Raw genomic sequence first — 25,883 nt, forward strand, 5'->3', positions numbered from 1 at the left:
TCCCGGCCTTGGTGTAGCCATAGCCGTTTCCTGAAGGATCGCCCTTCCAGCCCCCCCGCGCAGCTGAGACAGCGGCATCTACCAGGTCGAACGTATGGTTTGACATGGGCCGCAACCGCACGCTGCGGGACGCAGAGTGTTGTGGGCGGTCCGACTTGTGCGGGTTCGTGTGAAAAAAAACGGTCAGCGCACCTGCAACCAGCTCGTGCTGGCGCAGCTTCTCGGCCGCCCTTGTGGCATGCGCGGTGATGGCCTGGGCCAGCGTGTCGAAACTGGTCATGGGCGTGCCCGCAGAGCGGGTGACGGCCATACCCTTGCGCTGTGGGGGCACGTCCTCAAAATCAATGCACGACAGCCCGCGCAGCTCGGCCACCAGGCGTTCAAGGACAACCGTGCCGATCTTGCGGCCAAGGGGCAGAGGCAGATCCCGCAAGTCGGCGGCAGACTTGATCCCCTGAGCCTTCAGCTTGGCCTCGGTCGCGGACCCGACGCCCCAGATTTCTCCGACAGGAATGCGACGCATTACATAGTCCCGCACGTCCTCGTTCATGAGATTGCAGACCCCGGAAAATATCGGGTTCTTCTTGGCGGCGTAATTCGCCAGCTTGGCAAGCGTCTTGGTGGGCGCGATGCCGACACATGTCGGGATGCCTGTTTCGGTTTTGACTGCATCCCGCATTTGGGCCGCATGGGTTTCCATGCGATCTTTGAACCCGCTCAATTGGACGAACGATTCATCAATTGAATAATTCTCAATGCGCGGGGAATAGTTTTGCAAGACTGCTGAGACGCGTCTCGAAAAATCTCCATTTATGTGGAATAGAAGTCAATCCCCGCCAGTCTGTTGCGGCAGTACGCTGAACCTTTTATTTTGCCGCTTCCATGGTCCGGGGATCAGCAGCGGATTTGTGTGGGAAGCGTGGACAATGGGGCGTAAATCATCGAAGTTTCCAGTGAACTTGCTGATTATGTTTACCGCTTTTGTAAGTAGGACATCACCATGAGCATTCGCGTCGGCATTGTCGGCATCAGCGGTTTTGGCGGCGGTGAAGCGCTGCGCCTGATCGCCAGCCACCCGTCGTTCGAACTGGTGTACGCCGCAGGCGAGGGTAGCGCCGGCAGTCGATTGATTGACCGCTTCCCCGGCGTGCCGGACAAGCTGGCCGACCTGGTGATCGAGAAATGGGACCCTGCTGCGCTGCCGAAGCTAGACGTGCTCTTCGCCTCGTTGCCTACGGGCACATCGGCCGAAGCGCTGGCGCGCGTTCCGGACGGAGTGAAGATCGTCGATATTGGGGGCGACCACCGCTACGTCGAGGGATGGGCATACGGCTTGGCTGACGTCTGGCCTGCACAACTCGAAGGTCAGAGCCGCGTCGCCAACCCCGGCTGTTTTCCTGCAGCTACGCTGAATGCTCTGGCTCCACTGCTGGTGAACAAGCTGATCGCGCCCAGCAACATCATCATCGACGCCAAGACCGGCATTTCCGGCGCAGGTCGGGGCGGCGGTGACAGCAAGTTCGGATACGCAGAGAGCAACGAGAACTTGCAGCCCTATGGTCTGCTCAAGCATGTCCACATGCCTGAGATAGCCAAGACCATCGAACATCTCAGCGGTGGCGACGCCTTCGGTCTGGTTTTCACGCCGCATCTGGTGCCGATGACCCGTGGTGTGCTGGTCACCATCTACTGTCGCGGAACCGCGACTACCGATCAGTGCCTAGACGCGGCAAGGCGCTACTATGCCGACCGTGCCTTTGTGCGGGTGACCGATAAGCCGCCGCAAACAAAATGGGCTACCGGCTCGAACCTTTCATTCGTCAGCTATGCAGCTGATCCAGAGCGAAACCTGGTGATCGCGATGGGTGTGGTGGATAATCTTGGCAAGGGTGCAGCCGGCCATGCGGTGCAAAACGCAAACCTGATCTGCGGCCTGCCAGAAACCACCGGTCTGGAAGGCGCATCTGTTTGGCCGTGACAGGAGGGCCCCATGACAGAAAACAACTGCGATAGCGCGACACTTCCCAGTGCCGATGCTGAGGGCATTGTGGACGTGTTGGGCTTGGCCGAAAACTTGAAGACCGAGATGCGCCATAGCTGGCTATCGAATGGCCGGCAGGAAAGTGTCGCGGAACATACGTGGATGATGTCAGTGGCGGCCGTCCTGATGGCTCCACACCTTCAGCATCCTGTCGACCTGGGACAGACCCTGAAGCTGATCGCACTCCATGACATAGCGGAGGCCATCACCGGGGATATTCCATATTTTGAAGAAAGCACCCGTAAGAACACCAAGCTTGCTTATGAAGCGGAAGCCATGGAAGCCATGCGCGGGATGCTACCAGCGGCGTCGGGAAGATTGCTCTTTGAGCTATGGCGTGAATACGAAGACTGCGAGACCGCAGAGGCGAAGTTTGCACGTGCGCTCGACAAGCTTGAGGTGCAGCACCAACACAATCTTGCGGATTTACAGACCTGGACCGAGCAAGAGTTAGATCTCGTCTACACAAAGATGGACCGCGAATGCGCCCATGACACGGCATTGATAACCTTGCTTGCTGTCATCAGATCCAGGGCAGAAAAGAAGATGCGGCATCATGGAATTGACCCAATCGAAATCAAAGCGCGCGCGCTCTGACCGGCGGCTCAGTCTCCTATCATCCTCTGACAATGGACCTGTTGTATGATCAGCTATATCACCGTCGGTGCCGATGACATCCCGCGCGCAAAGCGATTTTACTCTGCGTTCCTGCCTGCCCTCGGCTACGAACTGGTAGAAGGCCCGGAAGGTCTCAGCTACGAGCTCCCCGAGCTTCCTGACGAGCCTGCCGTCTTGCCCGCATTTTACGTCAAACCCCCATTTGACGGACGTCCGGCATCGGTTGGCAATGGCGCGATGGTGGCATTCCAGACACGAAGCCAGCAAGAAGTCCGTGAACTTCATTCGGCAGCGCTCGCTGCCAACGGTAGGGACGAGGGCCAACCTGGCTTCCGCGATGCGTATGGCCCTCATTTCTACGTGGGCTATCTCCGGGACCCTCAGGGAAACAAAATTGCGCTTTATTCCAACAATCCAGACGAGCCTGGACGAGACGGTTAGACCGCCATTTGCCCAAGTCCGATGAAAGCCCGGTTTGTCCATGGCCCGCAAAGCGGCAAGCGACGCTGCGCAGGGTTATCGACGCAAGGAGCCCATCTGAAGGAGCCCATCTGAAGCCGCGCGGGGTGCCGCGGGTAGATGACCGGCGGGTTCTGAACGGCATCTACTGGCGGCTGAGGACCGGCTCTGCGCGATGCCCTCTTTGCGGCACAACTCGGCGATACTGTCGTCACCGCGAAGACCTTCAAGCACGATGCGGATCTTGTCTTCGGCCGAGAAGTGGCGGCGGGTCTGACGCCGGATGTCCTTGACCACGCGCTCTGCAGGGGGCTTGGTCGGCGATTTTGAATTGGAGGATTTGGGCTTCATCTTCGTTCCTTCGTCACTACGACGAAGCCCAAATCCTCCTTAAATCACAACCTTAAATCTGTGCCATAGGCGCTGACGGGGGAAAGGGATAAGTCCGTCCGGGGAAAGGGGAACCTCGGCTATCACCCGATTTGCGCAACAGAGCCGGTGAGATCCGAACCACTACAGATCATTCATCAAAAAAGGCCAGAACGTGTCATGCAGCGTTCTGGCCTATCCATTTGAAACGCACTGATCCGCGTGGTGGGAAGTCTATCGCGACGCGTCGAACAATCGGGCTTTCAAGTCTTCGAAGTGATCAGCTATCTTTGAGAAGATCCCGGCCGCTTTCTTGCGGTCCTTTAGCGATTTCTTCAAATCCGCTATCGCATTATGTAGGTCTTTAAAGTCTTTTTTACGCCCGTAGCCCAGTGCTTCTGCGATCTCCAATTCAACCCTGGCTCCTTCGATATAGTCATCCAGAGACGGTTTTCCGTCAGCATCGGAAGCCTCACCTGCCTGTAGCGCCTTGGCCTTGGATATCATCGCTTTGGCCCGCACGGTTGGAAGAGGGACGACGGTTTCAACAACTGCGACTGTCGACAGGGCTGTGTTGAGGATCGTGGTTGCCGCCTCTGTCTTGCCTTCATCAATCAGACGCGTGGCTTCGAGGATCGCGTCAGGGTAGGTCTTCAACGGCAATGCCCTGAGCTCGATCACGATCTCACTGGCAAAATCACGCATCAGCGATCGCGCGATCTGAAAGTCTCCGCGGCGAACATGGTGCTCGATCAAGATGCCGATATCTCGTACCGTTTCCGGCGTAGCAATCAAGTCGACGATGCGATAGTCAGCGGCGACAGGGGCCATTGCGAGGTCCGGCTCTCGCGCGACAACCGTCTCAAGCTTTCCAGTCACCCGGGCCAACGCGTCGATGGCGTCCTGTTTATTCCCTTCATGCAAGGCCTCGATCGCTACCTTTGTTTCTGCCAGAGCATCGACCGCTTCCTTGATCAATTGATCCCTGCGATCGGAGAGCTCAGCGGAGACATGTTCCGAAACACTGCCGTCGACGTGTTCGCGCGGTGCATCGTTGCCGCTGGTCGCCCCAGCCTTCTCTGCCAATTCCGTGGAAGACTTCGTGGCATCACCGGCCGTTTCGGTCTCTTGAATAGTTTCTTGTTCAGAGGTCATGATCGGTATCCTTCGCTGTTTTGATGTGCGGAGGGCCACAAGAGCCCTCCGCGTTCAAACCTGAGACATGAGCAAAGTCAGATGTCACTGTTTCGATTGAACAGCCGCTCTTTCAGGCGTCCAAACCCATCGTCGATACGGTCAAAGATCCCTCCGGTATCCTCCTGCGCCTCAATCTGACGGTCCAACTCATCCAGCGCCTCATGCAGATCCTCGAAATCGCTTTCGCGGCCGTAGCCGAGCGCTTCGGCGATTTCGAGTTCCTGGCGTGCCGCCTCAACATAGTCGGCGGCCGTCAGATCGGCATCTTCAGTAGCGGCTTTGTCGTTCGCCGCCTCACCGTCGTCATTGAGCAGAGCTTTGGCCTTCTCGATCATCGCTACGGCTCTGAGCGGAGGCAGGGCGATCACTATGTCGGTCACCACCTGGGTGCTCAGTGCGGCGTTGAGTACCGTCATCGCTTCGTCGGTCTTTCCGTCATCAAGCAGTGCCGTCGCTGCAAGGATCGCGTCGGGATAGGTCGCAAGCGGAAGGCTGGTTGTCCGGATGACAACCTCGGACGCGAACCCGCTCAGCAGCGGTCTCGCTTCCTGGAACTTCCCATCGTCGACCAAGTCCGCGATCTGTTTGCCGAGTCCTCGGACGGCTTCGACGCTGCCCAGAACGTCATAGGTGACATGATCGATCCGTACGGGCGCCAAAGCGAGATCCGGTTCACGCGCGACGACGGTCTCGAGCTTCCCCGTGGCCAACGCGAGCGCAGCAATCGCCGCATCTATATCGCCCTTCTCGATCGCGGCGATCGCAGCGTTCGTTTCATCGAGCGCGTCGACCGCCTCCTGGATCACGGCGGTGCGTTTATCGGCGAGCTGTGAATCGGTTTCGGCGGTCACGCTCTCTTCGACCTGCTCCCGGTTGACCGCCTGCGCTTCAGCTTCCGCCTGAGCCGTATCCTGAGACCAGGAAGGGCCGGCGCTGACAATCAGCAGGGCCAAAGCTGTTCCCGCGTAAAGATTCCTGAGTTTCATCAGTCTGTTCCTTTCGGCTGTGATTGGTTCTACGGCGGTTTCGCCGCAGAGTTGGCACGATCAATGCCCGGATCAGGCCTCCTTGACCGCGATTTTCCTGACCTTGGCCTGCGCCTCGGGAGTCTGGGGCAGCTTGATCGTCAGAACCCCGTTCTTGAAGGAGGCTTGCGCCTTTTCGCCATCCACACCGGGGGGGAGCGGAATTGTCCGGTAGATCGCGCCGTAGCTGCGCTCGGAGAGGTAGTATCCCTTCTTCTCCTCCTGGCGCTCGATCTTCTTCTCCCCCTTCACAGTCAACATGTCATCGTTGACCGTCACCTCGATGTCCTTCATCTCCATGCCCGGCAGTTCGATCGACACTTCGATCGCCTTGTCGGTCTCGACCACGTCGGATTTCGCCTCGCCGCTACCAAAGGGCCATTCGAAATGACCGACCCTGTTCCAGAAGTTCTCGAACACATGGTTCATTTCGCGCTGGAGCGTCGCGATCGGGTTGTCTTCGCTGCTCTTGGCGTCTGGCGCGCCGTCCTTGCGCGCCCAGGGGATCAGGTCCTTGATCTGCATGATGGTGTCTCCTTCGATTTTCAGGCGCCCTTGACGGCGATCCTTTTCGGCTGCGCCTCAGGGGCTCGGGGGAGCGTCAAAGTGAGGACGCCTCCACGCATCTCGGCTTCGGTCCTGTCGGGGTCGAAGTTCTCGGAAAGCGTGAAGTCACGCTCAAAATCGCCCTCGGCACGTCCAGCATAGGCAAGTTCCAGGTTTTCTGGCCGCATCGGCTCAACCTTGCCGCGGATCGTCAGCCCGCGGTTTTCGAGTGTGATTTTGACCGCACCGGCGGCGACCCCAGGCATTTCGACCATCATGGAGACACACTGATCGGTCTCGACGATATCGGTCAGCGGGTGGTAGATGCGGCCGCCGCCGGCGGTTTCAGGCGCGTCAGTCGGCGTCTTTTCGGTGGCTTGCGTGATGTCGGTGCTCATCGTTCCAGCCCTTCTCAGGCTGCCCTGATCTCAACTCTCTTCGGCTTCTCCTCCTCAGGCCGGGAGATGACGACCCGCAGTACGCCGTTCGCCATCTTCGCCTCGACCTTGTCATCCGAGGCCGCGAAGGGCAGACGGATCGCGCGAGAAAACTTGCCATACCCGCGCTCTCTGCGGTGCCAGCGCGCGCCCTCGGACACCTCGGACGCCGTTCGTTCGCCCGAAATCGTCAGGACGTTGTCCTTGACCGCGATCTCGATATCGCCCGGCTCGATGGCAGGAAGTTCGGTAGTAATGGCGACGGCTTCCGCATCCTGCCAGACATTCACTGTCGGGAATGCCGCACGAGACGGCGACGGCCAGAAACCGCGGTCGAGATCGCGCATCATGGAGCGCATCAGCGCAAAGGGGTCGCTGCGGCGTAGATATGTTGGATAGAGCATTGCTGGTCTCCTGTGGCTCAACGACGTCGTGCAGGAAAACACTGCTTTCGCGGTTCCATCGCCACCGCAAGAGATATCGATCCCGAAACCTTTTCAATTCTACGCTCACAAGGATATACAACGCAAACATAATTTATGCTAGCATTTCAATCTCCAGCGGCGTCTGATGGAGCTTCGCGACGACCAACAGACCCTTGGAGGTCAAATGATGATTGCATCCGGCGATGCGTTGATCGGCACGACGATCCATCGGGTCGCCCAGCACATCCAGCAGCGGATCGACGATGAAAGCCGTGAGCCCGGTCAGACGCGACTGTCGTGGATGGCAGCCGCCCATGTGGACGATTCCCCGGCCTCGTGATCAGCGACCTCACGGCGCGGCTGGAGGGCAACTCGTGGACCGCATGGCGCGGGGGCTGGGTTGAGCGGTCGCCGTCATAAAATGAGCGGCGGTCGCAGACCGTTGTGCCGACGAGAAAGACGCAGAAAAGCTTGCGACAACTAGACCCCTGACGAGCGGCGTTGAAGGAAGACATCTTACCGGACCTATCAGTCGACGAGAGGCGTGTTCTTCTCGCACTTCTCGAACGCATACGTGCGCAGCACTCACGCTAGAGGGAGCAAATCGGTATGGAAAGAAAGACTGGATCTTCTCGAGCAATCGGCGCAGGGTCTCCTGCAACGAGAGACCGTGGACGAGCCCGATCTTGTGGCAATTGGGTCCAAGGTGAAAAGAACGGAAGCGGTCGCTGCGTGACACTGTCACTGGCGCAGATGATCGGCGACCAACCCTGACTGGATAATGAAACGGAGAAGACGAATGGCAAACGGAGCTTGCGATATTTGCGGTCGCCCGGCGACGGCGCGCGTGCGCGCCTCGGTGAACGGCAGGGTTCAGAACATGGAGCTTTGCAACCAGCATTACAGCGAAATGGCGCGCCGGTCGGGGCGCAGCGCCTCGCCGCTGGAGTCCCTGTTCGGACGGCGTTCCCTTCTTGACGAATTCTTCGGCGAGAGCGGTTTCGGCAGCCTCTTTGGTGACAGTCCGCTGCAAGGCGGCACGCTCGGCTCTATGGGTGATGGCGATGACGCTGTCGTCGACGCCACTGTCGGCGAGGGCGCGCCGCGGCGTGGATCGCGGCGCGGCGGCGGACGCACCATCGCCGACCGGCTGAGCGAACAGGGCAACAAGCTGCTGCAGGATGCGGCACAGAAGGCCGGGGAATTCGGGCGCAGCGAGGTCGATACCGAACATCTGCTTCTGGCATTGACCTCGTCTGACGTCGTCAAGACGATCCTGGAACAGTTCAAGGTCGATGTGGACGATCTGCGGCGCCAGATCGAGAAGGAAGCGAAGCGTGGAGACGCCAAGACGGAAGGCGAAATCGGCGTCAGCCCGCGTCTCAAGGACGCGCTGAACCGGGCCTTCATCGCCTCGAACGAGCTTGGCCATTCCTATGTCGGGCCGGAACATCTGCTGATCGGGCTCGCCGAAGAGGGCGAAGGCCTTGCGGCCGCGATGCTGCGCAAGCTGGGGTTGACGCCGCAGGCGCTGCGTCAGCAGGTGACGAAGGTGGTCGGCAAGGGAGCCGAGGAAGGCCGCGTCGAGACTCCGTCGAACACACCCGATCTCGACCAGTTCAGCCGTGACCTGACGAAGCTCGCCCGCGATGGCAAGCTCGATCCCGTCATCGGCCGCGCCCGCGAGATCGAGACGACGATCGAAGTGCTGGCCCGCCGGAAAAAGAACAACCCGGTGCTGATCGGCGAGCCCGGCGTGGGCAAGACCGCCATCGTCGAGGGACTTGCACAACGGATCGTCGCGGGCGAAGTGCCCGAGGCGCTGCGCGACAAGCGGCTGGTCGAGCTCAACATCAACTCGATGGTGGCCGGGTCGAAGTATCGCGGCGAATTCGAGGAGCGAGTCCAGAAGATCCTCAAGGAGATCACCGAGGAGAAGGACAGCCTGGTCCTGTTCATCGACGAGATGCACACCATCGTCGGCGCCGGCCAGGGCGGTGGCGAAGGTGGTCTCGACATCGCCAACACCTTCAAGCCGGCGCTGGCGCGGGGCGAGCTGAACCTGATTGGCGCGACGACGCTCAACGAGTACCAGAAATACATCGAGAAGGACGCGGCGCTCGAGCGACGGTTCCAGCCGGTCTATGTCGAGGAACCCACGATAGCTCAGGTCATCATGATCCTGCGCGGCCTGCGCGACACGCTGGAGGCGCACCACAAGGTGACGATCACCGACGAGGCCATCGTCGCGGCAGCCGAGCTTTCTGATCGCTACATCACTGGCCGCTTCATGCCCGACAAGGCGATCGACCTGATCGATCAGGCAGCCGCACGGGTGAAGATCAGTGCCACAGCGCGCCCTGTGGACGTCCAGGAGTTGGAGGCCGAAGCCGCGCAGATCAGGCGCGAGCAGGACTATGCCGCAGCCCGCAAGCAATTCGACCGAGCAGCAGAACTGAAGAAGGAGCTGGAGCAGAAGCAGAAGGAGCTGGACGAGCTTCTGGAAATCTGGAAGCGCGACCAGGCTTCGGCGACCGCCGAGGTGCGCGCCGATCACGTCGCGCAGATCGTCTCCAAGATCACCGGCGTTCCGATCACGGAGCTGACCGCCGAGGAGAAGGACAAGCTCCTCAAGCTCGAGGAGAAGCTGCACGAGCGCGTCATCGGCCAGGAAGAAGCGATCCGCGCCGTGGCCGATGCGGTGCGTCTCGCGCGCGCGGGTCTGCGCGAAGGATCCGGTCCGACTGCGACCTTCCTGTTCCTCGGGCCGACCGGGGTTGGCAAGACGGAACTGGCCAAGACGCTCGCGGAGGTGATCTTCGGCGACCAGGATGCGCTGATCCGCATCGACATGTCCGAGTATGGCGAGCGCCACTCGGTCGCCCGGCTGGTGGGCGCGCCTCCCGGCTACGTCGGCTATGACGAGGGGGGCCAGCTGACCGAAAAGGTCCGCCGCCGGCCCTATTCGGTGGTGCTGCTCGACGAGATTGAGAAGGCACACCCGGATGTGTACAACATCCTGCTTCAGGTGTTCGACGATGGCCGCCTGACAGATGGCAAGGGCCGCGTGGTGGACTTCACCAACACCATCATCATCGCCACCTCGAACCTCGGTTCCGACATCATCCAGCGCAACCTCACGAAACGCGGCAGCAGTGAGTTCGACGAGGCCAAGCAGAAATCCGAACTGATGGAGGTGTTGCGCGGTCATTTCCGGCCAGAGTTCATCAACCGGATCGACGAGATCATCGTCTTTCATTCGCTGAATCAGTCGGAGATCCGCCAGATCGTCGAGTTGCAGCTCAACCGGGTGAAGCGGACCGCCCTTACCCAGGGCGTCGAACTCGAATTGGACGTGAGCGTCGTGGATCACTTCGGCGCGGTCGGCTTCCGCCCCGAATTCGGCGCCCGCGAGCTGCGCCGGCTGATCCGGTCGGAGCTGGAGACCGAGTTGGCTCGCGAGATGCTCTCCGGGCGGATCGAGGATGGTGACAAGGTCCGCGTCGCCTGGTCGGAAGACGAACAGAGGGTCGTGTTCGAAAAGATCGTAAAGGACACCGGTGACGACAGCCCGGACGATCAGGCCAAGGCCGGGATCGAGGAGCCCAGCGAAGTTGCCGAAAACAACACGGACGTTCCGAAGCCCAGCGTTGGGGATGAGGTGCAGTCCAAGGACGACAAGTCCGCCGAGTGACAGCGCAAAAGACTGGCCCGGCGCGATATCGGTCGCGCCGGACCATCTCTTCGGAGAGTTATAGGAAGGTCCACGGCATGAACGTCATTAGATCATTCCGCAATCTCGACCGGCACGGCCAACAGCGCGCGCCTGAGGTCATCGAGGAAGAAGTGCGGCAACTTGAACCGCACCTTGCGCGCTTTCGCGAGGATCTGGTCCGGCTCGAAGTCGTTGCCTCGCAGACGAGGGGCAAGAAGCGCATCGAAGTCAGCCTGCGCCTGCAACTGCCGTCGGGCGTGATCGCGGCGCGGGAAGAGGGATTCGAGATCGAGCCTGTCCTGCGCAAGGCCTTTGCCGACCTGCGCCACCAGGTCGATCGGCATGTGGCGCGCCTCAAGCACGAGCCTGAATACAAGCGTCCCGCCCGCCGGCGCCGGATCGGCGCCCCGCTGTCGCCCGCGCGGGATGCGGCGGAAGCGGACCGGCGCCAGCTCTTCTTTGACCTGATCGAGGATCATCTCGATACGGTCTACGATACCGTCAGGCGCGAGTTGACCTATCTCGAGTGTAGCGGGTCTGTGCCGGCTGGCTACCTGAGCGTTCGCGATATCGTCGATGCGACGATCCTCAAGGGGCTGGCCCGCTTCGAGGATCGGCCTTCGGAGTTTTCCGTCGGCGACTGGCTGAAACGGCTGGCTTTTGAGACCATCGAGGAAGAATCCCGCGCCGCCCGCCGCGCCGTGCCTGAGGATGCCGCCTCCATCGAGGCGGAACCCGAGGCCCCGGCGGAGGATCCGACCGAGGCGGATCAGGCGATGTTCGAGTTCTACCAGCCCGACGAAGTGCTGATGCTGGAGGACCTCATCGCCGACGACGGCGGCACAGACCTCGAGACCGAAGTGGATCGTCATAAGATCGCCATGGCATTGCACCGGGCTATCGCAGATCTTGCTCCGGTCGAGCGCCGCGTCCTGTATCGGATGTACCTGGAAGACGCCACGATCGCGGAGACGGCAGACCTTTTCGGCCTGACCGAGACAGAGGTCGCCGAGATCGCAGAAAATGCGGGCGCGACACTACGCGCGAGGCTTGCCGAAGCCGGGTTGGTCAGAGATCCATCAGGCCGCGCGCCCATCGAACGGGAAATCGCTCACACGCAGCGTCTGCCTCAGCCGATCGAGGATCGCCGCCGCGTGGCCGCCGCCCTAACCGGCGAGGAGGCCGGCTCCGACACCTGACATGGAACTGAATAGGAGATCGACCAATGACCACAGCCTCTGAAAACCCGACCGACAAGATGCAGGACATGCTGTGCAGCCTGTCCCGGAATTGGTGGGCATTTGTGTTACGCGGCGTGCTCGCATTGATCATCGCAGTGCTAGCCTTCGTCATGCCTGCGCAATCGCTTCTGGCGCTCACGCTGGTCTTCGGCGCGTTCGCCTTTGCCGACGGCGCGTTCGGCCTCGTCGCCGCGATACGTAACATCCGCAAGGGCGAACGCTGGGGCTGGCTGATGTTCAGCGGCATTCTGGGCATCGCCACGGGCGTCGTCGTGGTTGTCTCGCCTTTTGTCGCGACGCTTGTGCTTGCGACATTCCTCTGGGCCAGCATCGCCTTCTGGTCCGTGTTCTCGGGTGCCCTCGAGATCGCGGCAGCGATCCGCCTGCGAAAGGAAATCGACGGCGAAATCTGGCTGATCCTGAGCGGCCTTCTCTCGGTCGTTCTCGGTGTCGTCGTGACCTGGATGCTGCTGACGCGCCCGGTCGAAAGCTTCCTCGCGCTCGGCTGGCTGATCGGCTTCTACGCCGCGTTCTTCGGGGTGATGATGATCCTCCTCGGGTTACGGCTTCGCAAGGCGGATCGTTCGGACGGTGCGGCCTTCGATGACGCTCCCCCATCGGCAAAGGCGTGAGGTGCCCTGTGGTGGATGACGGGCGACTTGCCGGCGAGGAGCACGATTTCACCCGATGGGACGAAACGATCTTCGACCGTTGCCTGAGCACCGGCTTCAATCCGTTCGGCAGCGGTCCGACGCCAATCTTCCTGCGGCACCGGGACGCAGAGGCGCCGGACGCCGATGCAAAGCCGTGCATGCCACCTGACACCGAAAATGCGAGGTGCTGATGTCGAACCGCCTGCCTGACTTGGCATTTGCGGCTGCGGCCGCTGCCTTGGGCATCGGCATCGTTTTCGTTTTTCGCTCGATGTATCTTGCCGAAGACACGCTGCCTTTCGCGCAGGAGATGACGCTCATCTTTCTCGGCGCTGTCGTGACGATCATTCTGACCGCGGCGCTTCTCAACCGCCAGACCGATCTCGAGCTTCGCAAGGAAGGAAGGGTCATCATCCTCCAGCAGCAATGCGACATTTACATGGCCTGCATCGAGAAGGTCGCAGAGATCGTGGAAACCGCAAGGCACGATGCGAGGCTGATCGATGAACTGCGTGTTCTCAGCCACAAGCTGGCTGTGGTCGCGAGTGCAGGGGTCGTGTCCAGCTTCGAGCAGGTACTGGAGAGCTTGCAGTCCGGTTTTGCTGACGGCACGCTCTCGGACGGGGACGGAGAGCGCGTGATGAATGCCGTCGCCGATCTTACGATAGCGATGCGGTCGGACGTGCTGCACGCTGCTGCCTTTCCTTCGCAGAACACCGAACGCGCCGTTCGCCTGAATTCGAGGCGAATGGAAAAACTCGACGATCTCGAACGTCACCTTCTCGTATCCACCGACACCCGGGAGAACTGATATGCGCGGCCATAATCGTCCACCATTCCCGCCGAAAATTCCCGGAACCGATCTGCCATCCTGGGACGTGCCGACGGCAATCATCTACCGTCCTGCCCGTTCCGCGATGACATCGGCGCCTCGGCCCAACTACTGGGTCCTGGAGTTCGAGCCGTCCCGGCCGCCGCAGATCGACCCGCTGATGGGACATACCTCCAGCGACGATCCCTATCGCCAGATCCGGCTGAAATTCCCCGACCGCGACAGCGCCGTGGACTTCGCCGAGCGGCAGGACTGGCGATATGTCGTGCGCGAGGACGTCGGAAAGGCCCGTGCGGCGAACCCGTGGGCGGGGGAGACGCGCCACCGGCTGCACAGGGGCGTCGATGCCCCGGGAGCCTTCCGGGTCCCGTTCCGCCCCGATCGCCGCCTCTCAAGAGGCGTCCAGCATGAGAGCACGGCCGACCCGTCTACCAGCGACAGGGAGAGTTTCGACCCGGTCCTCGAAGCCTCGCTCGAATCCTTTCCTGCCTCTGATCCTCCGGCGTGGACGGGTGTGACAGTCGCAGGGAAGAAACCGTGACGACGGCCGGCCACAGGCGCGACGAGGCGTCGCATGTTCCCGTGGGCTGACACCGTCGCACGCCGATACCCGCCGATCGTCGTCTGGTCGGTCATTGGGATCAGCGCCCTTGCGTTCCTCTATCAGGTCGGCCTGCCGCCGCGCGTGCTCGACCGGTTCCCGTTCGACTTCGCGCTAGTGCCGTCGCGCGTCTTCGGTCAGCTCCGCCTCGTCGCCCCGTCCGACTGGACCCCGTTCCTGACCAACATCTTCCTTCATGCGGGCTGGCTTCACCTCATCCTCAACATGTGGACGCTGTGGATCTTCGGCCCCGCCGTCGAAGATCGGCTCGGACCGGGTAGATTCACGCAGGGCCGAGTGGTGCGGGCCATGCAAGATGATGGCGCCCCAGTTCGAGGCGGCGGCGCGCTCGCTCGAACCCCATGTCCGCCTGGGCAAGCTCGACACCGAGGCCAAACAGCAGATTGCCGGCCGCTACGGGATCCGCGGCACTCCCACCATGATCCTGTTCAGGAGCGGCAAGGAAATCGCGAGGACGAGCGGTGCAATGCCTGCCGCGCAGATAGCGCAGTGGGCGCGGTCGCACGTCTAGAGTTTACAGGTATTGGCCTTACCTGCGCCATGCCATCAGGACAAGAAGGACAAGAACATGCATGGCGTGACCGGATTTATTGAAAGTGCGGCCTTGTTGGTCTTTGCCGCGTTCGTGCTCGTGACGATATGTTCACGGATCGGCATGCCCAGTATCGTCGGTTACATTCTTGCCGGCATAGTCATCGGACCTGCCGGCCTCGGCCTGATTGCCGAAAACGCTGCCCTGAGCAGCATCGGCGAGATCGGAGTAGTACTCCTGCTGTTCGCTCTTGGCCTGGAATTCTCGTTCGAGAAGCTCGTAACGCTCAGGAAGCATGTCTTCGGTCTTGGAGCCGCGCAGGTTGCAGTCACGACGATATCGGTGTCGTTGATAGCGAGTCTGATCTTCGATCTCGCGCCCGTCCCCGCTATCCTCATCGGCGGGGCCGTTGCCATGTCATCGACGGCCATGTGCCTCAAGGTGCTCGCAAGCGCGAACGCTCTGGGATCGGCCCAAGGGCGTCTGGCCATTGCAGTGCTTCTGTTTCAAGACTTGGCAGCTGTAGCATTCCTGCTTCTGCACGATTCGATGAGCGGAGCCGCCGAGGGACATGGCGTGATAACGGTCGTCGCCAGTGCAACGGCATTGGTTGCAGCTCTGTTCATTGCGCGTGGCCCGTTGCAGTTGCTGGCCCGTTGGGTAGCGTCGCGTGGCGATCCGGAACTTGCCCAGCTTCTCGCGCTCACCATTGCACTAGGGTCCGCGATTGTCGCGGCCACCGCCGGCCTTTCTCCGGCACTCGCCGCATTCGCGGCCGGCATGATCATCGGCGAGGGAGACGCGCGCCATGCTGTCGAGAACGAGATACGGCCTTTCCGCGATTTGTTTGTCGGGATTTTCTTTATCGGTATCGGGACTCAATTGCCACTTTGGATCCTTCCATCTCAATGGCCTGCCGTGCTGGTCTGGCTTGCAATAATACTCTGCGGAAAGACGCTGATTGTTTTCGTCGTCGCCCGACTATTCGGCGAAGCGCTTCAGACCTCATTGCGGACCGGAGTCATCTTGGCCAACGGGGGAGAATTCAGCCTGATGTTGCTATCGGTTTCCTCGACGTCGGGTACAGTGGCCGAGGAGTTCGCCGGCCCCCTCCTCCTCGCGATTGGAGTGAGCATGTTGGCTGGAAGTCTTATGATTAGATGGGCGGGGTCAGGCTTAGGATCAATCGACATTAGGCCCTGTTGACAAAGTATGGCAGCCATATTTTTGCGGTGGCCAAGGCGAGAAATGCTGACACTCTATGTGTTTGATCCCATGGTTTGATGGTGCGATCCTTTCTCAGGAATGGAAGGAGGCACTATGGGACAAGTTCGTCACGGAAGCGCCACGACCACGCACGCTGTCAGAGCAGCAATACAGCGATCGCAGGCTTCGCTCGCGACGCTGAGCCGGGAGTTCGGCATCAATCCCAAGACAGTGGCGAAGTGGCGCAAACGGGCGACGATCGAGGATCTGAAGACCGGGCCAAAGGAACCTCGTTCAACGACCTTGACCGAGGCAGAAGAGGCAATGGTCGTTGCGTTCCGGCGGCACACGTTGCTGCCACTGGATGACTGCCTCTTCGCTCTGCAGCCATCTATCCCGCACCTGACGCGATCAGCGCTGCACCGGTGTCTGCAGCGTCATGGTATCTCCCGGCTGCCGGATGTCGAAGGGGACAAGCCGAAACGTCAAAAGTTCAAGCGCTACCCCATCGGCTTCTTCCATATCGACATCGCAGAGCTTCAGACCGCTGAAGGCAAGCTCTACCTCTTTGTCGGCATTGATCGGACCAGCAAGTTCGCGGTCACCCAGCTGGTCGACAATGCCGACAGGAAGACGGCATGGGAGTTCTTGCAGCACATGCTCTATGCGGTGCCCTACCAGGTCCACACCATTCTTACTGACAACGGAATTCAGTTCGCAGAGCAGCCCCGGAACCGGAACACCATCTACTCCAGGCCAAAGCGCTTCGACATGATCTGCGAGGCCAACGGGATCGAGCACCGTCTGACAAAACCCATCCATCCATGGACCAATGGTCAAGTCGAGCGGATGAACCGCACAATCAAGGAGGGTGAAGCGGATCAGAAAACGATCCGGTGGATCGTTTTCCCGCTGAACGTCAAGCGCTTCCACTATGACAGCCACGAGCAACTGCGTACGCATCTCGAGGACTTCATGGCAGCCTACAACTTCGCGCGTCGGCTCAAGACCCTCGGTGGTCTCACGCCCTACGAATACATCTGCAAAATCTGGACTTCAGAGCCGGATCGATTCATCCTGGATCCGATCCACCTGATGTCGGGACTGAACACCTAGGATCACACTATGCTTGGATCTCGAACTAGCTCAATCGAAACGCCGATTTTAAGCTCCGCCCAGACTTGATCCGCAGTCAGGGCAGGTATGCCAAGTTCAGCGGCAAGGGCAAGACACGCCCGATCACCAAGCGATAGTCCCAGGGAGCGAGTCGCCGGGCGCAGATGACCGATGGCGTAGGCCTGGGCCGGGGTGAGAGGCCGAATATCGAGACGCAGGCCTCCGAGCACGTCCTCCACCTCGTTGACGCTCAGGCCGCGCTCGCGCAGCTTGGATGCGACCTCGGCGAAATTGGTGGCGCCGATCACTGCCATGGGCAGGGCTTCCAGAACGCGCTCGCTACCCGGCTCGCCATTCAAAAGACAAAGAAGCGCTGAGGCGTCCAAGACTGCGGCCTTACTCACGCTCTGCCTCGCGCCGGCGATCGGCGATCAGCTCGTCTGCAAGCGACACGCCTTCGGGTACATGCCGCCGCATGATGGCCTGGGCGCGGGCAACAGCCTGTGGGAGCGAGCGGACGCGCAACTCGCCGCCATCAATCTCGACAAGCACGGTATCGCCTGTTGCGATCCCCAACTCTCGCCGCATGGTCGCGGGGATGACGAGCTTGCCCCCCTCGATGATCCGTACCCGCTGCGTGGTCATGACAGGCATATCCTTTTTGGTCTAACTTTCAAAAATGATACCCACTAGTATATTTAGTATCGATACAACAGGAAAGTCATCTCCAATAGGCAAGCAGCTCCGTTTCTAAACCACCAGCCCGCTCTCTGTGTCACATTTAGGCACACCTAGATGTGACATTCAGATGTGACGGCTTGGAGTGTCACAAAAGAGTGGCAAAGATGCCTTTGCGACAGTATCAGGACCTCAACCACCCTAACGTGACAGATTGCCCATGCCTCGGATCGGATATGCCCGCGTCAGCACGATGAGCCAGGATCTCGACATTCAAAAAGCCAAACTGAAGTCGGCAGGCTGCGAGATCATTCGCGCCGAGACCGGGTCGGGAGCATCCCGCGAGGGCCGCAGCGAGTTGGCGACGATTCTGGAGTTTCTGCGCGCGGGCGACGAGTTGGTGGTGCATCGTCTCGACCGGCTCGGTCGGTCAACCCGCGACGTGCTGAACCTGGTGCATGAGTTGGATGCAAAGGGAGCGTCGCTTCGCGTTCTCGAACCCGAAGTGACCACGGCCGGAGACATGGGGCGGATGGTCATCACCGTTCTCGGCATGGTGGCCGACATGGAGCTGAAGTTCATTCGCGATCGTCAGCGCGCCGGCATCGAGGCGGCAAAGGGCAAGGGCGTCTACAAGGGACGGGAAAAGCGGGTGGACGATGCGAAGATCCGTAAGCTGGCCTCAGATGGCCTGTCCAAGGCTCGGATCGCCCGTGACCTCGGGGTGTCCCGGATGACGGTCTATCGGGCGTTCGACGCTGGAGGCACCAAGGAAAATACGGAAATCCGGTGAAGCCAGCGGCGGCGATGCGGACAAAGGTGCCATTCGCAGCTGGATGTGGTCTGCGACCGTACTTTCTGGAATCCGGCCATTCGGCATTGTTCTTAAGGTAAGACTTGCAAAACCGTGTCATGCGGCCGGTATAGGGGATGGCACGGCGTTCCATCATTGTTAAGGCCAAGGCACAGGATTTGGCGTTCACCGATAATTTCCCGAACTGCTTCAATACGCTCGCGCGCCCATCGGAAACCACCCCAAGCGGCAATCACGGGCCCTTCTGCTTGCTCAAGTTCCGCTGAGATCGTTTCGTCATTTTCTGGCCCGATTGCTTCATGGCCTGCAGCTCGCACGTCATTTGGATACGGTGACCGAAGAGAAAAGACATTGAGGACAAGCAAAGCGCCGCAATTTTCGCGGATGGCGAAGTTTACACAGCGCGAAATCGTCCGGTCGAGAACCTCTGCGTCCGCTGTGCTCGGATTGAACATGATAAAGGTACAGACTGGAAGTTCTGCGTCCCAAACCCGTTTCAAAGTGTAACGGTATCGGCGGCACTCCGAGATCGTTGCGCTGCTATGAATGAACGCAGGTAGGGGCATTAGTCATCCTCGTAATTATCGCTTTTTTATAACACAAGAAACTCATGAATGACTGCAATGGCTCTCTCGCGTCACGCGCGGGGCCGACCCTCAGTGGCCGCTTCGTCCCCATCGCCCCAGGTCGCTGGCTGCGTTAGTCCTTTACGACCGCCTGCTGTCGGCCAATGGGAAACATATCCTCACCGTAATGATGCAGCTTGACATGATGGCTGCGGCAGAGCCACCGCACGTTCAAGGGTTCATCGTATCGGTCGTGATGGGCATCAACCTTGGCAGCGCCGCAGACTTCGCAGCCCTGCTTTTCCAGTGCGCCAGACATGAGCGCCCGCTGAACCGCAAGATGGGCCTGGTATTTCGGCAGGTTGGTGCGGCGCCAGTTCGTTTGGCGGGTCTCGCTTTTCAGCGACGGTGGGCGTGGAGGCTTTGGATCATCTACCATCATGCCGCCGCCTGCCGGCCTAGGGTGCGATACACGGTCGGCCGCGAGATCGAAAACACCTCTGCCAGATCACTGATGGAATAGTCGCCGGTGTCATACATGCGCCGCAGCTCCTTGTGCTGGCGGTCCGACAGCTTCGGCTTCTTGCCACGCAGCTTGCCCTTGGCACGAGCCACGGCCATGCCCTCGCGGGTTCGCATTCGGATCAGGTCCGCCTCGAACTCGGCAAAGGTCGCCAGGATGTTGAAGAACAGCTTGCCCATAAGGTCGGCCGGATCATGGATGGCGGCTCCAAGCTGTAGCTTGATCCCACGTGCGGTCAGCTTGTCAGCAATGTCACGGGCGTCGGGCACGGAACGCGCCAGGCGGTCCAGCTTCGGCACGACCAGCGTGTCACCCTCCCGCAAGGCTGCAAGCGCCTGATCGAGACCTGGGCGGGCGCGGTTCGTGCCGGTAAAGCCGTGGTCGGTGTAGATGCGATCGGATGCAACCCCGAAGCTGGCAAGGATGCCCTTCTGCGCAGCAAGGTCCTGTTTGTCGGTGGAACAGCGGGCGTAGCCGATCAAGATCTGTGTCATGGCTGGATCTGTAACAGTAGCCGCCCCTTCATTGCAAAAAATATCGGACCATTCATCTGAGATTTCGTCCTGCCAGCTTTTGCTGGCCTTCGACGAGCCTGTTCAGGGGCAAGCTGGCCGTCCTCTTAACGATCCCCTTTCGGACGCGTCGAGGGGTGCAGGCCGAGTTGGCAGAGGGGCTCCCCATGAAACGGGACACGTCCAAGTCGACCGAAGCTCCCTTCGCGGCGTTCCCCGAAGACCGACGCCGCGAGGCTATGGCCCGCCTGGCCGTGCTCCAGCCCACCCTTGAGGAGGAAGTGCCTCTCGCGCGGGTCGCGGCGGAGGCGGGCGTGCCACTCCGGACCGCACAGCGCTGGCTGGCGCGCTACCGCTAGGATGGCGTTCAGGGCTTGGCCCGGCTCGTTCGCCGCGACGCTGGCCGGCGCCGGCTGCCGCCCAAGCTCATTGCCCTGATCGAGGGCCTGGGGCTCCAGCGGCCGCGCCGGTCCGCAGCCGCCATCCACCGGCGGGTGGTCGAAGCGGCGCGGGCTGAGGGCTGGCCCGCTCCGTCCTACGCCGCCGTGCATGCGATCCTCGCCACCCTCGACCCGGCAATGGTCACTTTGGCGCAGGACGGGCCAGCCGCCTTCCGTGATCGCTTCGAGCTGATTCACCGCCACCGGGCGGAGGCGCCGAACGCCCTCTGGCAGGCCGACCACACCCTCCTGGACGTTTTGATCCTGGACCAGAAGGGCAAGCCCGCGCGGCCGTGGCTCACGACGGTCATCGATGATCACTCGCGGGCGGTGACGGGCTACATGGTGTTCTTGGGCGCGCCCTCGGCGCTCAACACCTCGCTCGCGCTGCGGCCGGCGATCTGGCGCAAGGCGGACGCTGCTTGGACAGTCTGCGGCATCCCCGACGCCCTCTACGTTGATCATGGCTCTGACTTTACCAGTGACCATCTGCAGCAGGTCGCGGCTGATCTGCGCATCCGGCTGATCCATTCGGCCGTGGCTCGCCCTCAAGGCCGGGGCAAAATCGAGCGCCTCTTCGGCACCATCACGACAGAGCTCCTGCCCGAGCTGCCCGGGCACATTGTCAGGGGTCGGCCGGCCAGCGCGCCACGGCTGTCGCTGGCCGAGCTCGACCGCGCGATCGGCGCCTTTGTGGTCGGCACCTACAACCTGCGCCCTCATTCGGCGACCGGCGAGGCCCCAAGCGAGACCTGGGCCGCAGGCGCCTTCCTGCCGCGTCTGCCCGATAGCCTGGAGGAGCTTGACCTGCTTTTGGTTCAACACGTCAAGCCCAGGATCGTGCAGCGCGACGGCATCCGCTTCGAGGGCCTGCGCTACGCAAGCCCGACCCTTGCCGGCTTCGTTGGCGCGGCGGTGACGGTCCGCTTCGACCCGCGCGACCTGTCAGAGATCCGGGTGTTCCACCGCGACCGCTTCGTCTGCCGCGCCATCAGCGAGGAGCACGCCGGCGAGGCGGTCACGCTCAAGGACATCGAGGCGGCGCGGCGCGCGCACCGCTTGGCCCTGCGGGCCGGCATCGGCGAGCGCATCGCGCGCGTGGCCGACTTCCTGCCCATCGCTGGTGGCCCTGCTCAGACCGCGGCTCCACCGGAGCCGCCTTCGCGCGCTCGCATCAGGCTGCGCCTTTACGAGGAGGACGACTGATGGTCAGCCTGACGGAGGGCGAGCGCGCGGGCACCTTCATCGCAACCAAGGAGCACCGCCGCTTCGTCGAGTTCGCCACCGCCGTGCGCCGGCACCGCACCATCGGCCTGTGCTTCGGACCCGCAGGCGTGGGCAAGACCCTGTCCGCGCGCCGCTACGCCCACTGGGACGAGGCCGAGCCGATGATCGAGGGGTGGGGCCTGAGCGTGGACGCCTGCAAAGCCCTCGAGGAGAAGCTCGCCCGCACGCGGACGGCGTTCTATACCCCGACCATCACCGGTACGCTGCGCGATCTGCGCGACACCATGGGCCAGAGCCTTGTCCTGGTCAGCGCCTGCATCGAGGCACAGATCAAGCGGGAGGGCGGCAAAGTCCTTCGCCGCGACCAGAATCGCATGGTTGAGCTCATCATCATCGACGAAGCCGAGCGGATGCAGACTGCGGCGCTCGAGCTCGTGCGCGATATCTTCGACCGCACCAGCCGGGGTGTGATCCTGATCGGCATGCCCGGCATGGAGAAGCGCCTCGCGCGCTACCCTCAGCTCTACAGCCGCGTGGGCTTCGCCCACCATTACCGCTCCCTCACTGGCGACGAACTCAGTTTTGTGCTCACCCGTCACTGGCGCCGGCTTGGCCTCGAACTCGACGAGGCCGACTTCACCGACGCTCAGGCCATCGCTTCCATCGCCCGCATCACGGGAGGCAACTTTCGCCTGCTCCAGCGCCTCTTCTTACAGATCGGACGCATCCTAAAGATCAACGGCCTCACCGCCATCACCGACGACGTCGTCCACGCAGCCCGCGCCACCCTCGTTATCGGTGCCACATAGCCCCGGAAAAACCTCGCCACAAAGCGGTGGAGGTCACAGCAGTGAGAGCAGAACCACTGTTGTTGATTGTGATAGCGTTGCATGCGATGATGACATGCGAGCGGAGGTACCATGGCTAGCATTACAATCAGAAACCTTCATGATGACGTCAAGCGGCGGCTTCGCATCCGGGCAGCTGAGCATGGTCGCTCCATGGAAGAGGAGGCCCGCGAAATCCTCCGCGAAGTCGTGGGGGAAGCGAAGCCTGCTCATAATCTCGCCGCAGCTATCCGAGCCCGTGTAGCGCCTCTTGGAGGTGCCACCTTGGACCTACCGCCGCGCGAGCCTATGAGAGACCCGCCAGCGTTTGATCAGGCGTGAGCATGATCATCGTCGATACAAACGTGGTCTCAGAGCTGCTGCGCCCTGAGCCTGAGCCTCGCGTTGAACAGTGGCTTTCCAGGCAAGACGGCCAAAACATTTACCTAACAGCAATTTCCGAAGCTGAGCTTCGTCATGGGGTGGCGATCATGCCTTCGGGGAAACGCCGCACGGCACTCGCAGATGCTGTTGATCATATCCTTCGTGAGGATATGGCGGGCCGCATTTTGCCCTTCGACAGTGCCGCCGCGCAATCCTATGCAATCATCGCAGCGGCACGGCGTGCCGCTGGTCGTCCGATCATGCAGGCCGACTGCCAGATCGCCGCAATAGCGCATGCCCACGGCGCACCTGTTGCCACCCGGAACACGCCCGACTTCGAGGGCTGTGGCATAGATTTGATCAACCCTTGGAATGCTAAATGAACGCCGTCGAGGTTAAACAGGCCATCTGCCATCTGGCAGAGCAGCCCTTCGACCCCGCCGAATTTACTTATGCCTTCCTGACCGCCTTTGGGAACAAGGATACGACGATCAAGCGGCTTCGCCGCGGACGGGACCAGCAAGTCGGATTTCACGGGCCGGTGGGGCGGTGTTCTCCAGACAGATAACGTCCACCTGGCGGCCTGCGCGCCTGGCGCTGTCGTCGAAGCGCTAGCCGCTCTTAGGGTCAGCCCTCTGACAGCCCGCGCCAAGGCCAAGTTCATCCTTGCCAATGATGGTAGCGAGTTCGAGGCAGAAGACATCGCCAGCAGGGAAACCATTGCTTGCCGCTTTGTTGATTTCACAGATCATTTCGCTGTCCAGACGCACCGCTTATCGCATCTTCAAGCGCCGGCAGAACGCCATCAGGCCATAAGGAAATACTGCAATAAAGCAATATAGATCACATGGAACTGCGCGTAAGCTCTCAGGAAAATGAAGTATAGTATAATATTTTTTAATTAGACCAGCCTGCGCGGCAAACAACTTCTGATGCTTTATTGCATCCGTATTAAAATAAAATTTCACGCGTCGCAAACCGCGGAATAGGGCGGCCAGCATCAACCTGCATAAGTAAAGGGAGATTGATTATCGATATCGAGTGCATTGCGGTGCTCTGTCCCCAGAAAGTGCTTCAAGTCGACTGCGGAGCGCATCGCGTTTGCGCAGTTCGGTCGTCGGATCAATGGCCACACGTTGACGGATCGTTTGATTATCCCCATAACAACTTGCATAGCCTATACCCAGCCTTTCACTACTACGACTAAAACCGCCTGCGCAAAAGCGGAACCCAGCTGTCTCTACGGGTTTGGTTTCATAGGCATATCCACGTGCAATATTCGCTTCTACTTCCTGCAGAAGACGCGCGACATTCCGTTGTTCTGCAGCAACATGCCCTTCGCACAGTTCAGCAGAGGTGCCACATGATACGAGAACTCCGAGCGCTAAACATGATGCAGTAACTGTCGTCAGTCTCATAGCCGTAACCTCCCTATAGTTTTGAAACAGATCTTTACGAGCAGGGTAAAATTTCCATTATAGGTTACATTCAAGGTAACACTAGAAAACTTAAAACTTTCGAAAGAGTTCTACAGATATCAGAACCGCGTCTGAAACTTTTTTCCTGGCGCTTATTGATCCGGCAACTTCCTTATCCTTCAAATATGTCTTTCCATGAATATCCACCCTTCTATCAAGGGCAAGTTTGACACCCCACTGCGCTGCCAAATCAGGGTCAATTCCATCCGGACGACCGCATCTTGTGCTTAGAATGCCAGGGATCCACTCAGACACAATGACGGTGGGGAGCTTTATTTCGAGTTCACGTGCCAAGGCTAATGAAAAGCAGCGTGTACCTGCTTTTGAGACTGAATAACCGAGATTGCCATTTACGGGGTTCTCTCCCGCAAAACTCCCCACATTCACTATTCTGCCTTTGTCTTGCGCAAACATATGTGGCAAGAACGCCTTGGCGCAGTTTATCTGGCCCAATAGATTGGTCATTATTTGGCTATTGATGACCCGCGCGTCGGATGAGAGAAAGTCATAATCGTCCAAAACAGCGGCATTATTAATTAATATGCTAACATGCCCTATTTTTTCCTTTATCTCATCAGCTACTTTTTGCACATTCTCGCTGTCAGCGACATCGCATACCATCGGAAAGAACATATCATTCCCGCATCTTTCAGCGGTAATGTCTAGCTCCGCAGCGTTCCGCGCCAGACCAACAACACGAACGCCGTTTTTTGTGAGCCTATAGGACAGTGCCCGACCCAAGCCGGCACTTGCCCCTGTAACAACGGCAAGATGGTCTTGGGGGTCGTTTGACAAGAATATCTCCCATATTTAAAAGTGCAAAATTGAAAATTATATCACCCACAATTGCAGGTGTTATCGTCATATGTATGAAGGCTTGAGTATAATGCCAGATATCAGTAAGTATTGCCGTACAAGAAATGTGTAATTTACCAGCAGTTAGATGAAATTTTTCTATCTTTAGATGATATATGGATGTGGAGCGCAACTTATGGTAAATGCATAGGCCAAGAATAGGTGGGCAAATTTTTTGTTTTTGTATGAGATGGAATAAATGATGAATGCCGTCATATTCAACATTGGCGACCACGGCCCGCTTGAAGGGCGATTGGAGCGTGGGGTAGGGGTAACTTATATACTTACCTTTTTTGGGCTGAATACAGGTCTCAAGTCGTTTCAGGGCCTTCCCACAGTTTTGGTTGACGCCGGTGATGAACCTATTACCTTAACGGCTGGCGAGTATTTCCTAGCTTCTGCGAAGACTGGTATCGGCATTTCCGGGCAGATTACACTGCACGTTTTGTCCTAGACCTGTTATTGAAATACAGCTCGGTGTTTCCGGAATCCCTGTTTAGTGAGGAATTTGAGGTGGACTGCTTTTAATTAAGCGAACCCATAGT

General features: G+C 59.8%; 31 protein-coding genes and 3 pseudogenes. 20 read left to right on the forward strand and 14 right to left on the reverse strand.

Annotated elements, in window-relative coordinates; all coding sequences use genetic code 11:
• Positions 1-778, reverse strand: a pseudogene (locus TW83_RS14635) (Y-family DNA polymerase); the annotation flags it as partial.
• Positions 779-1,000: 222 nt separating this feature from the next.
• On the opposite strand from TW83_RS14635, the gene argC reads away from it, so the two are divergent.
• From argC to TW83_RS19925, 3 genes are read left to right on the forward strand one after another with little or no spacing between them, the layout of a single operon-like run.
• The gene (gene argC, locus TW83_RS14640; RefSeq protein WP_045983514.1) at positions 1,001-1,978 is read left to right on the forward strand and encodes an N-acetyl-gamma-glutamyl-phosphate reductase; all 978 of its coding nucleotides are present in this window, start codon (positions 1,001-1,003) and stop codon (positions 1,976-1,978) included.
• 12 nt (positions 1,979-1,990) lie between these two features.
• Positions 1,991-2,638 (forward strand): HD domain-containing protein, encoded by a 648-nt coding sequence (locus TW83_RS14645; protein ID WP_045983515.1) that lies wholly within the window; start codon positions 1,991-1,993, stop codon positions 2,636-2,638.
• A 45-nt stretch (positions 2,639-2,683) separates the two neighbouring features.
• Complete coding sequence (locus TW83_RS19925; RefSeq protein WP_084693922.1) at positions 2,684-3,100, forward strand: VOC family protein; 417 nt, start codon at positions 2,684-2,686, stop codon at positions 3,098-3,100.
• A gap of 183 nt (positions 3,101-3,283) precedes the next feature.
• Here the strand turns inward: TW83_RS19925 and TW83_RS19930 are convergent.
• From TW83_RS19930 to TW83_RS20695, 7 genes and pseudogenes are all read right to left on the reverse strand, one after another.
• A pseudogene (locus TW83_RS19930) lies at positions 3,284-3,469 on the reverse strand (transposase); the annotation flags it as partial.
• A gap of 252 nt (positions 3,470-3,721) precedes the next feature.
• On the reverse strand, positions 3,722-4,642 hold the full coding sequence (locus tag TW83_RS14650) for a YfdX family protein (protein WP_052714917.1): 921 nt from the start codon (positions 4,640-4,642) through the stop codon (positions 3,722-3,724).
• A 77-nt stretch (positions 4,643-4,719) separates the two neighbouring features.
• Positions 4,720-5,670, reverse strand: a complete 951-nt coding sequence (locus TW83_RS14655; protein ID WP_045983516.1) for a YfdX family protein — start codon at positions 5,668-5,670, stop codon at positions 4,720-4,722.
• 72 nt (positions 5,671-5,742) lie between these two features.
• Positions 5,743-6,234, reverse strand: a complete 492-nt coding sequence (locus tag TW83_RS14660; protein ID WP_045983517.1) for an Hsp20/alpha crystallin family protein — start codon at positions 6,232-6,234, stop codon at positions 5,743-5,745.
• 20 nt (positions 6,235-6,254) lie between these two features.
• A complete protein-coding gene (locus tag TW83_RS14665) occupies positions 6,255-6,653 on the reverse strand; it encodes an Hsp20/alpha crystallin family protein (protein WP_045983518.1) in 399 nt (132 codons plus the stop codon).
• A 14-nt stretch (positions 6,654-6,667) separates the two neighbouring features.
• The gene (locus TW83_RS14670; protein WP_045983519.1) at positions 6,668-7,096 is read right to left on the reverse strand and encodes an Hsp20/alpha crystallin family protein; all 429 of its coding nucleotides are present in this window, start codon (positions 7,094-7,096) and stop codon (positions 6,668-6,670) included.
• Positions 7,097-7,229: 133 nt separating this feature from the next.
• Positions 7,230-7,433 (reverse strand): hypothetical protein, encoded by a 204-nt coding sequence (locus TW83_RS20695; protein ID WP_035747601.1) that lies wholly within the window; start codon positions 7,431-7,433, stop codon positions 7,230-7,232.
• A 483-nt stretch (positions 7,434-7,916) separates the two neighbouring features.
• Between TW83_RS20695 and TW83_RS14680 the strand changes: the two genes are divergently transcribed.
• The 9 genes and pseudogenes from TW83_RS14680 (at position 7,917) to TW83_RS14720 (ending at position 17,034) form a co-directional block, all read left to right on the forward strand.
• Positions 7,917-10,811: an AAA family ATPase gene (locus TW83_RS14680; protein ID WP_045983520.1), complete on the forward strand. Its 2,895-nt coding sequence runs from the start codon at positions 7,917-7,919 to the stop codon at positions 10,809-10,811.
• A 77-nt stretch (positions 10,812-10,888) separates the two neighbouring features.
• Positions 10,889-12,031 (forward strand): sigma-70 family RNA polymerase sigma factor, encoded by a 1,143-nt coding sequence (locus tag TW83_RS14685; protein WP_045983521.1) that lies wholly within the window; start codon positions 10,889-10,891, stop codon positions 12,029-12,031.
• 26 nt (positions 12,032-12,057) lie between these two features.
• On the forward strand, positions 12,058-12,705 hold the full coding sequence (locus TW83_RS14690) for an HdeD family acid-resistance protein (RefSeq protein ID WP_045983522.1): 648 nt from the start codon (positions 12,058-12,060) through the stop codon (positions 12,703-12,705).
• A gap of 211 nt (positions 12,706-12,916) precedes the next feature.
• Positions 12,917-13,537 (forward strand): hypothetical protein, encoded by a 621-nt coding sequence (locus TW83_RS14700; protein WP_045983523.1) that lies wholly within the window; start codon positions 12,917-12,919, stop codon positions 13,535-13,537.
• Between the two features lies 1 nt (position 13,538).
• Entirely contained in the window at positions 13,539-14,099 is a 561-nt protein-coding gene (locus tag TW83_RS14705; RefSeq protein ID WP_045983524.1) for an NADH dehydrogenase ubiquinone Fe-S protein 4, read from the forward strand.
• 33 nt (positions 14,100-14,132) lie between these two features.
• Positions 14,133-14,435: pseudogene (locus TW83_RS19935) on the forward strand (rhomboid family intramembrane serine protease); the annotation flags it as partial.
• The gene (locus TW83_RS22295; protein WP_045983525.1) at positions 14,356-14,691 is read left to right on the forward strand and encodes a thioredoxin domain-containing protein; all 336 of its coding nucleotides are present in this window, start codon (positions 14,356-14,358) and stop codon (positions 14,689-14,691) included. The pseudogene TW83_RS19935 and the gene TW83_RS22295, both read left to right, overlap by 80 nt.
• Before the next feature lie 57 nt (positions 14,692-14,748).
• Positions 14,749-15,918, forward strand: coding sequence for a cation:proton antiporter (locus TW83_RS14715; protein WP_045983526.1), 1,170 nt, complete (start codon positions 14,749-14,751; stop codon positions 15,916-15,918).
• 114 nt (positions 15,919-16,032) lie between these two features.
• Complete coding sequence (locus TW83_RS14720) at positions 16,033-17,034, forward strand: IS481 family transposase (RefSeq protein WP_045983527.1); 1,002 nt, start codon at positions 16,033-16,035, stop codon at positions 17,032-17,034.
• Between the two features lie 2 nt (positions 17,035-17,036).
• Here TW83_RS14720 and TW83_RS19940 read toward each other — a convergent pair whose 3' ends face one another.
• Both TW83_RS19940 and TW83_RS14730 read right to left on the reverse strand, forming a co-directional pair.
• A complete protein-coding gene (locus tag TW83_RS19940; protein WP_204245771.1) occupies positions 17,037-17,420 on the reverse strand; it encodes a type II toxin-antitoxin system VapC family toxin in 384 nt (127 codons plus the stop codon).
• Positions 17,421-17,430: 10 nt separating this feature from the next.
• Positions 17,431-17,679 carry an AbrB/MazE/SpoVT family DNA-binding domain-containing protein gene (locus TW83_RS14730; protein ID WP_045983529.1) on the reverse strand — a complete coding sequence of 83 codons (249 nt, stop codon included), beginning with the start codon at positions 17,677-17,679 and terminating at the stop codon, positions 17,431-17,433.
• Positions 17,680-17,932: 253 nt separating this feature from the next.
• Here TW83_RS14730 and TW83_RS14735 point away from each other — a divergent pair, with 253 nt between their 5' ends.
• Positions 17,933-18,505, forward strand: coding sequence for a recombinase family protein (locus tag TW83_RS14735; protein WP_045983530.1), 573 nt, complete (start codon positions 17,933-17,935; stop codon positions 18,503-18,505).
• Between the two features lie 92 nt (positions 18,506-18,597).
• Here TW83_RS14735 and TW83_RS19945 read toward each other — a convergent pair whose 3' ends face one another.
• The 3 genes from TW83_RS19945 to TW83_RS14750 all read right to left on the reverse strand — a co-directional run bounded on the left by TW83_RS19945 (position 18,598) and on the right by TW83_RS14750 (position 20,109).
• Positions 18,598-19,092 carry a DUF1643 domain-containing protein gene (locus tag TW83_RS19945; RefSeq protein WP_045983531.1) on the reverse strand — a complete coding sequence of 165 codons (495 nt, stop codon included), beginning with the start codon at positions 19,090-19,092 and terminating at the stop codon, positions 18,598-18,600.
• A 133-nt stretch (positions 19,093-19,225) separates the two neighbouring features.
• Positions 19,226-19,534: a hypothetical protein gene (locus TW83_RS14745; RefSeq protein WP_204245772.1), complete on the reverse strand. Its 309-nt coding sequence runs from the start codon at positions 19,532-19,534 to the stop codon at positions 19,226-19,228.
• The gene (locus TW83_RS14750) at positions 19,531-20,109 is read right to left on the reverse strand and encodes a recombinase family protein (protein WP_045983532.1); all 579 of its coding nucleotides are present in this window, start codon (positions 20,107-20,109) and stop codon (positions 19,531-19,533) included. Before TW83_RS14750 ends, TW83_RS14745 begins: the two co-directional genes overlap by 4 nt.
• A gap of 185 nt (positions 20,110-20,294) precedes the next feature.
• On the opposite strand from TW83_RS14750, the gene TW83_RS21860 reads away from it, so the two are divergent.
• The 6 genes from TW83_RS21860 to TW83_RS22340 all read left to right on the forward strand — a co-directional run bounded on the left by TW83_RS21860 (position 20,295) and on the right by TW83_RS22340 (position 23,847).
• Positions 20,295-20,486 (forward strand): leucine zipper domain-containing protein, encoded by a 192-nt coding sequence (locus tag TW83_RS21860; protein ID WP_204245773.1) that lies wholly within the window; start codon positions 20,295-20,297, stop codon positions 20,484-20,486.
• A gap of 15 nt (positions 20,487-20,501) precedes the next feature.
• Positions 20,502-21,773 carry a Mu transposase C-terminal domain-containing protein gene (locus tag TW83_RS14755; RefSeq protein ID WP_204245774.1) on the forward strand — a complete coding sequence of 424 codons (1,272 nt, stop codon included), beginning with the start codon at positions 20,502-20,504 and terminating at the stop codon, positions 21,771-21,773.
• On the forward strand, positions 21,773-22,603 hold the full coding sequence (locus TW83_RS14760; protein ID WP_045983533.1) for an AAA family ATPase: 831 nt from the start codon (positions 21,773-21,775) through the stop codon (positions 22,601-22,603). The genes TW83_RS14755 and TW83_RS14760 overlap by 1 nt, the downstream gene beginning before the upstream one ends.
• Positions 22,604-22,965: 362 nt before the next feature.
• A complete protein-coding gene (locus tag TW83_RS14765; protein ID WP_045983534.1) occupies positions 22,966-23,388 on the forward strand; it encodes a type II toxin-antitoxin system VapC family toxin in 423 nt (140 codons plus the stop codon).
• Positions 23,385-23,573: a type IIL restriction-modification enzyme MmeI gene (locus TW83_RS21865; RefSeq protein ID WP_045983535.1), complete on the forward strand. Its 189-nt coding sequence runs from the start codon at positions 23,385-23,387 to the stop codon at positions 23,571-23,573. The genes TW83_RS14765 and TW83_RS21865 overlap by 4 nt, the downstream gene beginning before the upstream one ends.
• A gap of 7 nt (positions 23,574-23,580) precedes the next feature.
• Positions 23,581-23,847 (forward strand): type IIL restriction-modification enzyme MmeI, encoded by a 267-nt coding sequence (locus TW83_RS22340; protein WP_343251969.1) that lies wholly within the window; start codon positions 23,581-23,583, stop codon positions 23,845-23,847.
• 666 nt (positions 23,848-24,513) lie between these two features.
• On the opposite strand, the gene TW83_RS19965 is transcribed toward TW83_RS22340, so the two are convergent.
• A complete protein-coding gene (locus TW83_RS19965; protein ID WP_162198060.1) occupies positions 24,514-25,278 on the reverse strand; it encodes an SDR family oxidoreductase in 765 nt (254 codons plus the stop codon).
• Between the two features lie 259 nt (positions 25,279-25,537).
• Between TW83_RS19965 and TW83_RS20705 the strand changes: the two genes are divergently transcribed.
• Positions 25,538-25,792, forward strand: a complete 255-nt coding sequence (locus TW83_RS20705; protein WP_157001632.1) for a hypothetical protein — start codon at positions 25,538-25,540, stop codon at positions 25,790-25,792.
• Positions 25,793-25,883 lie beyond the last annotated feature (91 nt).

The organism is Paracoccus sp. S4493 (assembly GCF_000967735.1).
Taxonomy (GTDB): domain Bacteria; phylum Pseudomonadota; class Alphaproteobacteria; order Rhodobacterales; family Rhodobacteraceae; genus Paracoccus; species Paracoccus marcusii.